Raw genomic sequence first — 7,658 nt, 5'->3', positions numbered from 1 at the left:
GGCCGCCGCGGCGGCCTCCTCGCTGGAGATGACCGGGGTCGATCCCGTCAACCGGATCTCCCGCAACTGCTTGCGCGTCAGCGGACCCTGCCCTTGCTGATCCGATGTACTCATGCCTTGCTCCGATACAGGTGATGCTTCGCGATGTACTGAACGACCCCATCAGGGACCAGGTACCAGACCGGCTGATCGTCACGAACGCGTTCGCGGCAGTCCGTCGACGAGATCGACAGCGCCGGCACCTCGAGTTGGCTGACGTTGTCGCTCGGGAGGCCGTCAGTGCTCAGGACATGTCCAGGACGTGAGACCGCGACGAAGTGGGCCAACTCCCACAACTCATCATGGTCCCTCCAACTGAGAATTTGCGCCACGGCGTCGGCTCCCGTGATGAAGAAGAGCTCGGCGTCGGGTCGATCCCGCTTCAGATCGCGCAGGGTGTCGATCGTGTAGGTGGGGCCTTCGCGATCGATGTCGACCCGGCTCACCGTGAACTGCGGGTTCGAGGCGGTCGCGATCACGGTCATCAGATAGCGATGCTCGCTCGGCGAGACACCCGACTTCTGCCACGGATGCCCGGTCGGCACGAAGACGACCTCGTCGAGGCCGAAAGAGTTCGCGACCTCGCTCGCTGCGACCAGGTGGCCATGGTGGATGGGGTCGAACGTGCCGCCCATCACGCCGATGCGCGGGGGGCGCGTGGTCGCAGCGTCGTTCATGCGGGCCTAGTGGCCGTGTCCCGCCTCGTGGCCGTCTTTTCCGTGCTGCGCAGCCCATGCCTCGGCCTTCGCCGAGTGACGGTTGGCGACGTTCTTGTACGAGAACGTCACGAGGCCGAGCGCGCCGAACACGATCGCGGCGATGACCCCGAAGATCAGCGTCTCGAGCGCGACGTTGCCGTGGTGCTCGGTTTCGGCAGCGGCCATCGCGATCTGTGCGACGAGGTTCATCCTGGCTCCGTTTCGTGGCGTGCTGTTCGGGATCCTGCGGGGGTTACAGCGTCCCCCAGTCTAGCCCTCAGCCGCGCGTCTGCCCCGACCCACGCGCGAGCCATTTCGTGCTGGTCAGCTCGGAGAGCCCCATCGGTCCCCGCGCATGCAGCTTCTGGGTGGAGATGCCGACCTCCGCACCGAACCCGAACTCGCCTCCGTCGGTGAATCGCGTGGACGCGTTCACCATGACCACAGCCGAGTCCACCTCGGCGAGGAACCGCTCGGCATTGCGCGAATCCGTCGTGATGATCGACTCGGTGTGCCCCGTGCTGTACCGACGGATGTGCGCGAGGGCCTCGTCGAGCGAGTCGACGACCTTCATCGCGATGTCGAGGCTCAGATACTCGGTCTCCCAGTCCTCCTCGGTGGCGGGGATCACGTTCGACATGAGCCCCACGACCATGTCGTCGCCGTGGATCGCGACACCCTCGCTCTCGAGGGCACTGGCCACCAGCGGCACGAGACGCGGCGCGGCCTGACGGTGCACGAGGACCGTCTCGACGGCGTTGCACACGCTCGGACGCTGCACCTTGGCGTTCACGACGATGTCACGCGCCCAGTCGTCGGGGGCGGTCTCGTCGAGGAAGATGTGGACGTTGCCCGCCCCGGTCTCGATGACGGGCACGGTCGACTCCGTCACCACGGTCTCGATGAGGCCCGCACTCCCCCGCGGGATCAGCACATCGATGAAGCCGCGACCGTGCATGAGCGCCTTCGCGCCGTCGCGGCCGAAGTCGTCGACGGTCTGGATCGCCTCCGCCGTGAGTCCGGCGCCCTCGACCGCCGCGCGCATGATGTCCACGAGCACGGCGTTGGAGTCGTGGGCGGCGCTGCCACCGCGCAGCACCACGGCGTTGCCCGATCGCAACGCGAGCGCGGCGATGTCGACGGTCACGTTGGGCCGGGCTTCGTAGATCGCACCGACCACACCGAAGGGGACCCGCACCTGCTCGAGCGCCACGCCGTTGGGCATGCGGTGACCGCCGACCACGCGCCCGACGGGGTCCGGGAGAGCGGCGACCTCGCGGACGGCGGCAGCCAGAGCCGCGACCCGCTTCTCGTCGAGTCGCAGCCGATCGATCAGGGACTCACCGATACCGTCCTGCTGACCGCGCGAGATGTCACGACCGTTCGCCTCGATGATGCGCGGCGCGTCCGCCAGGAGCGCCAGAGCGATCGCTTCGAGCACACGAGCCTTGTCAGCGCTGGTCAGGGCCGCGGTGGCGCGGGAGGCCTCTTTGGCGCGCTCCAGGCGCGCCTGCGGGGTCTGGTCGGTCATCCGTCCAGTTTATGAGGTGGCGGGTTCGAACCAGGTTCCTATTTCGGCGCCGGAGAGCGCCTTGTCCACCAGATCTGCGCTGGTGACGAGCACGCCGATGCCGGATGCCGCGGCCAGTCGCGCCGCCGAGACCTTGGTCGCCGCTCCGCCGGTGCCGACGCTGTTGACCACCGTCGCACCGAATTCGAGCCCGGTGAGATCGGCGTCGGGGGCGACGATGTCGATCGGCTCCGCACCCGGATCCGTCGGCGGCTTCGTGTACAGCGACTCGATGTCGCTCAGGAGGATGAGCGCGTCGGCCTCGATCAGCTGCGCGACCAGGGCGCCCAGACGATCGTTGTCTCCGAACCGGATCTCCTGCGTCGCGACCGTGTCGTTCTCGTTGACGATCGGCAGAGTCCGCAGACCGAGCAGTCGCTCCATCGCACGCCGTGCGTTCGAGCGTGAGGTGGGGTGTTCCAGGTCGCCGGTGGTGAGGAGGACTTGACCGGCGACGATGTCGAACGGGCGAAGCGACTCCTGGTACCGGTACATGAGGATGTTCTGCCCTACGGCCGCGGCCGCCTGCTGGGTGGCGAGGTCGTTCGGCCGCGAGTCCAGACGCAGGAACGGGATCCCGGACGCGATCGCGCCGGAGGACACCAGCACGACTTCGGCCCCGCGCGCGTGCGCTGCGGCGAGGGCCTCGACGATCACAGGGATGCGCCACGACGACTCGCCGCTGATCGAGGACGAACCGACCTTGACGACGATTCGCGAGGCGGTCGCCAGATCAGCGCGGGTGCGTGCGGTCACTCGCCGTCCTCGCGGTACGCGGCCAGGCGCTGGGTCTCCACCTCAGCACGAGCCTCGGCCTTGGCATCCATGCGCTCGTAGTACTGCTCGCGGCGCTCCGACGTCGTCCGGCGCGAGTTGGGCGCCAGTCGGGGGTCTGTACCACGGGGAGCGCTCATGAGCTCCGCCGCCGAGGTCATCGTCGGTTCCCAGTCGAAGACGATGCTGTCGCCCTCGCCGATCACGACGGTCGACCCCTGCACCGCACCGAGGCGGAAGAGTTCGTCCTCGACGCCGAGCTTCTCGAGGCGATCGGCGAGGTAGCCCACAGCCTCTTCGTTCTGGAAGTCGGTCTGCTGAACCCAACGCACCGGCTTCTCTCCCATGATCCGGTAGACGTTGCCGTAGGTGCCACCCTCGACGCGGATGGTGAAGCCCTTCTTGGAGCCACGCGGGCGGATGACGACGCGCTCCGGCGGCGTCTCCAGCGCGGCTTCGGCGCGGGCCTTCTCGACGAGCTCGCCCAGCGCGAACGTCAGCGGACGCAGCCCCTCGTGCGAGACCGTGGAGATCTCGAACACACGGAAGCCGCGCGCTTCGAGATCGGGGCGCACCAGTTCGGCGAGGTCGCGCGCCTCGGGCACGTCGATCTTGTTCAGCGCGACGAACTGCGGGCGCTCGAGGAGAGGGGTCTGCCCCTCGGGCACCTCGTAGGCGCCGAGCTCGGCGAGGATGACATCGAGGTCGGAGATCGGGTCGCGCCCGGGCTCGAGGGTGGCGCAGTCGAGGACGTGCAGCAGGGCAGAGCAGCGCTCGACATGGCGGAGGAACTCGAGTCCGAGGCCGCGCCCCTCGCTCGCGCCCTCGATGAGGCCGGGCACGTCGGCGACCGTGTAGCGGAAGTCTCCGACCTGCACGACGCCGAGGTTGGGGTGCAGGGTGGTGAACGGGTAGTCGGCGATCTTGGGCCGAGCGGCCGAGATCGCGCCGATGAGACTCGACTTCCCGGCAGACGGGTAGCCGACGAGCGCGATGTCGGCGACGGTCTTCAGCTCGAGGACGACGTCGCCCTCGTATCCGGGCGTACCCAGAAGCGCGAAGCCGGGAGCCTTGCGCTTCGGAGTGGCGAGAGCGGCGTTACCGAGCCCGCCCATCCCGCCCTTGGCGACGACGAACCGCTCGCCGGGGATGATCATGTCGATCAGGACCTCGCCCGCGGTGTTCTTCACCACGGTGCCCACCGGCACCGGGAGTTCGAGCGTCTCGCCGAGGAAACCGGAGCGGTGGTCGCCCATGCCGGGGCCGCCGTTGCCCGAGGAACGGTGCGGAGAGTGGTGGTACGAGAGCAGCGTGCCGGTCTGCGGGTCGGCGACGAGCACGATGTCGCCGCCGTCGCCGCCGTTTCCGCCGTCGGGGCCGCCGAGGGGCTTGAACTTCTCGCGGTGCACGGAGACGCAACCGCCGCCGCCCTTACCCGCACGCAGGTGCAGTGTGACGGTGTCGACGAACGTGACCATGTGCGGGTTCCCCTGGGTTCCTGTTTATGACGGTGTGCAGATACACGGACGGGGCGAGCCGAAGCCCGCCCCGAACCGGATGACTAGTGTCGTGCTGAGATCACTCAGCTGCAGCGACGATGTTGACGACCTTGCGGCCGCCCTTCGCTCCGAACTGGACCGCACCGGCGGCCAGAGCGAACAGCGTGTCGTCGCCACCACGGCCGACGTTGACGCCGGGGTGGAAGTGCGTGCCGCGCTGGCGGACGATGATCTCGCCGGCGAGGACCTGCTGACCACCGAAGCGCTTCACGCCGAGGCGCTGAGCGTTGGAGTCACGACCGTTACGGGTGGAGCTTGCGCCCTTTTTATGTGCCATGTCCTAGTCCCCTCTGGCTTACTTGATGCCGGTGATCTTGACGCGCGTGAGCTCCTGACGGTGCCCCTGGCGCTTCTTGTAACCGGTCTTGTTCTTGTACTTCTGGATGATGATCTTCGGGCCGCGGAGGTTGCCGATGACCTCAGCCGTGACCTTGACCTTCGCCAGCGAGTCAGCGTCGGTGGTCACCGTGGCGCCGTCGACGAGCAGCACTGCGGCCAGCTCGATCTTCTCGCCCTGGGCAGCCTTGACACGGTCGAGCTGAACGATCGTGCCGACCTCGACCTTCTCCTGCCGCCCACCGGCGCGCACTACTGCGTAAACCACTTCATACCTGTTTCGTTGGGGAGCTCGCGGCTCCGAGATCTCACGGGAAGACTGTTGCTTGCATGCACCGTGGAACGGCGGGCGCGAACGCAAGACTCTCCGCTTCGACCGACGAGGACGACGCGGCATACGCACCAAGGGACTACTTTACCGGATGCGGGTCGGTGTCGCAAAGCGAAGCCGCTCCCGCTCCCCCGCGTGTCGCGCCCCGGCCGCCAACGCCGGGAGCAGTCGTAGGCTGACGAGGTGACCGTACTCGTCGACGACCCCCTCTGGCCCGCCCACGGACGCCTGTGGGCGCACCTGGTCAGCGACGAGAGCCTCGACGAACTGCACACCTTCGCGAAGGCGAACGACGTGCCGGCGCGCGCCTTCGACCTCGACCATTACGACGTGCCGGAGGAGATGATCCCCCGGCTCGTCATCGCCGGCGCCCGCCCGGTCAAGGGCAAGGAGCTGGTGCGACGCCTGATCGCCTCAGGACTCCGAGTCCGCGGCCGCGACCGGCGCTGACGGCTCGTTGTTCACCGACACCGGGGTGCCGGTGAGTGCAGCAGTGCTCACCCGACGGCGACCTCGGCCCTGACCCGGAGCCTTCGGCTCCGGAAGGGCGTCGAGAACCGAGTCGAGCAGCTGCTCCGCCGGCGACTTCGGTGCCGAACGATCGCCACCGCGCTTCTTGCGGGCCTTCTTGGGCCGTTCGGCCGCCGTCGGCGCCTCGGACGCTGCCGGGGTGGTCTCCGCCTCTGCAGCGCCTTCCGCGGCCGGAACGATGGTGGAGGCCGCGATCTGAGCCAGCGCCGACTTGGCACCCTCGGTGATGCTGTGGGTCACGCTCGGAGCCGCAGGCGCGTTCTGACTCTGGCCGTTACCGCCGTTGTTTCCGTTGCCGCCGCGCTGACGACGACCGCTCTGGCCGTTGCCGTTGCTGCTGCCGCCGTTGTTGCTGGAGCGGTGCTTCACGACCGGATCGTGGTGCACGATGACACCGCGGCCGGCGCAGACCTCGCAGGCCTCGCTGAAGGTCTCGAGGAGTCCGAGGCCGAGCTTCTTGCGGGTCATCTGCACGAGCCCGAGCGAGGTGACCTCGGCGACCTGGTGCTTCGTCCGGTCGCGGCTCAGGCACTCGATCAGACGGCGGAGCACGAGATCACGGTTGGACTCGAGCACCATGTCGATGAAGTCGACGACGATGATGCCGCCGATGTCGCGCAGTCGCAGCTGGCGGACGATCTCCTCCGCGGCCTCGAGGTTGTTCTTGGTGACCGTCTCCTCGAGGTTTCCGCCGGAGCCGACGAACTTTCCGGTGTTGACGTCGACGACGGTCATCGCCTCGGTACGGTCGATCACGAGCGAACCGCCCGACGGGAGCCAGACCTTGCGGTCGAGCGCCTTCTCGATCTGCTCCGTGATGCGGAACGCATCGAACGGGTCGGTCTCCTCCTCGTATGCCTCGACACGCTCGAGCAGGTCGGGCGCGACGCTCTCCAGGTAGGCGCGGATGGTCTGCTGAGCGTCCTCACCCTGAATCAGCATCTTGGTGAAGTCCTCGTTGAAGACGTCGCGGACGATCTTCACGAGCAGGTCGGGCTCTGCATGCAGGAGGGCAGGTGCCTGCTGGTTCTCGACCTGCTTCTGGACGTGCTCCCACTGCGCGGTGAGGCGCTGCACATCGCGCGTGAGCTGGTCCTCGGTCGCGCCCTCGGCCGCGGTGCGCACGATCACGCCGGACGACTCGGGGAGGACCTCCTTGAGGATCCGCTTGAGTCGCGCGCGCTCGTTGTCGGGAAGCTTGCGGCTGATGCCGTTCATCGAGCCGCCGGGCACGTAGACCAGGTAGCGGCCGGGAAGGGAGATCTGGCTGGTGAGGCGGGCGCCCTTGTGTCCGACCGGGTCCTTGGTGACCTGCACGAGCACGCGATCACCGGGCTTGAGCGCGAGCTCGATGCGCCGCGGCTGGTTGCCGGTCTCCACGCCGTCCCAGTCGACCTCGCCGGAGTACAGCACGGCGTTGCGGCCACGGCCGATGTCGACGAACGCAGCCTCCATGCTCGGCAGCACGTTCTGGACGCGGCCGAGGTACACGTTGCCGATCAGTGAGGCGTCCTGGTTGCGGGCAACGTAGTGCTCGACGAGGACGCCGTCCTCGAGGACGCCGATCTGGGTGCGACCGTTCTTCGAGCGCACGACCATCTTGCGGTCGACGGACTCGCGACGCGCGAGGAACTCGGCCTCGGTGACGACCGGACGGCGGCGACCCGCGTCGCGTCCGTCGCGGCGACGCTGCTTCTTCGCCTCGAGCCGGGTGGAACCCTTGATGGCCTTCGGCTCGGTGATGTACTCGACGACGCGCTGACGCTGACGCGGTTCTTCACGCTGGTCGTCCCCGTCGGATCCGCCACGGCGACGGCCCC

The 7,658-nt window shown here is 68.0% G+C and carries 9 protein-coding genes; 1 reads left to right on the top strand and 8 read right to left on the bottom strand.

Annotated features, from left to right (window positions below):
• Positions 1-110: 110 nt before the first annotated feature.
• The 7 genes from nadD to rplU all read right to left on the bottom strand — a co-directional run bounded on the left by nadD (position 111) and on the right by rplU (position 5,244).
• Positions 111-716, bottom strand: a complete 606-nt coding sequence (gene nadD, locus ACNPM4_RS01990; protein ID WP_029261672.1) for a nicotinate-nucleotide adenylyltransferase — start codon at positions 714-716, stop codon at positions 111-113.
• Positions 717-722: 6 nt separating this feature from the next.
• A complete protein-coding gene (locus ACNPM4_RS01985) occupies positions 723-947 on the bottom strand; it encodes a hypothetical protein (RefSeq protein ID WP_029261671.1) in 225 nt (74 codons plus the stop codon).
• 67 nt (positions 948-1,014) lie between these two features.
• Positions 1,015-2,268 carry a glutamate-5-semialdehyde dehydrogenase gene (locus tag ACNPM4_RS01980; protein ID WP_029261670.1) on the bottom strand — a complete coding sequence of 418 codons (1,254 nt, stop codon included), beginning with the start codon at positions 2,266-2,268 and terminating at the stop codon, positions 1,015-1,017.
• A gap of 9 nt (positions 2,269-2,277) precedes the next feature.
• On the bottom strand, positions 2,278-3,063 hold the full coding sequence (gene proB / locus ACNPM4_RS01975; RefSeq protein ID WP_029261669.1) for a glutamate 5-kinase: 786 nt from the start codon (positions 3,061-3,063) through the stop codon (positions 2,278-2,280).
• Positions 3,060-4,559 carry a GTPase ObgE gene (obgE, locus tag ACNPM4_RS01970; RefSeq protein WP_029261668.1) on the bottom strand — a complete coding sequence of 500 codons (1,500 nt, stop codon included), beginning with the start codon at positions 4,557-4,559 and terminating at the stop codon, positions 3,060-3,062. The genes proB and obgE overlap by 4 nt, the downstream gene beginning before the upstream one ends.
• Before the next feature lie 100 nt (positions 4,560-4,659).
• The gene (gene rpmA, locus ACNPM4_RS01965) at positions 4,660-4,917 is read right to left on the bottom strand and encodes a 50S ribosomal protein L27 (RefSeq protein WP_028501603.1); all 258 of its coding nucleotides are present in this window, start codon (positions 4,915-4,917) and stop codon (positions 4,660-4,662) included.
• A gap of 18 nt (positions 4,918-4,935) precedes the next feature.
• Entirely contained in the window at positions 4,936-5,244 is a 309-nt protein-coding gene (gene rplU, locus ACNPM4_RS01960) for a 50S ribosomal protein L21 (RefSeq protein ID WP_028501602.1), read from the bottom strand.
• A gap of 246 nt (positions 5,245-5,490) precedes the next feature.
• On the opposite strand from rplU, the gene ACNPM4_RS01955 reads away from it, so the two are divergent.
• Positions 5,491-5,757 carry a DUF4031 domain-containing protein gene (locus tag ACNPM4_RS01955; RefSeq protein ID WP_029261667.1) on the top strand — a complete coding sequence of 89 codons (267 nt, stop codon included), beginning with the start codon at positions 5,491-5,493 and terminating at the stop codon, positions 5,755-5,757.
• Here the strand turns inward: ACNPM4_RS01955 and ACNPM4_RS01950 are convergent.
• A partial coding sequence (locus ACNPM4_RS01950; protein ID WP_448984509.1) for an Rne/Rng family ribonuclease occupies positions 5,722-7,658 on the bottom strand: 1,937 nt, incomplete at its 5' end. The two genes, ACNPM4_RS01955 and ACNPM4_RS01950, sit on opposite strands and share 36 nt — an antisense overlap.

It is taken from the genome of Microbacterium umsixpiens (assembly GCF_053543675.1).
Note: the sequence above shows the minus strand (reverse complement) of the source record. Positions and strands in the feature narration are given on the sequence as shown.

Bases quoted from the DNA above. Each gene is read 5' to 3' on its own strand.
- ACNPM4_RS01985 (WP_029261671.1), bottom strand. From the start codon at position 947: ATGAACCTCGTCGCACAGATCGCGATGGCCGCTGCCGAAACCGAGCAC.
- ACNPM4_RS01980 (WP_029261670.1), bottom strand. From the start codon at position 2,268: ATGACCGACCAGACCCCGCAGGCGCGCCTGGAGCGCGCCAAAGAGGCC.
- rpmA (WP_028501603.1), bottom strand. From the start codon at position 4,917: ATGGCACATAAAAAGGGCGCAAGCTCCACCCGTAACGGTCGTGACTCC.
- nadD (WP_029261672.1), bottom strand. From the start codon at position 716: ATGAACGACGCTGCGACCACGCGCCCCCCGCGCATCGGCGTGATGGGC.
- obgE (WP_029261668.1), bottom strand. From the start codon at position 4,559: ATGGTCACGTTCGTCGACACCGTCACACTGCACCTGCGTGCGGGTAAG.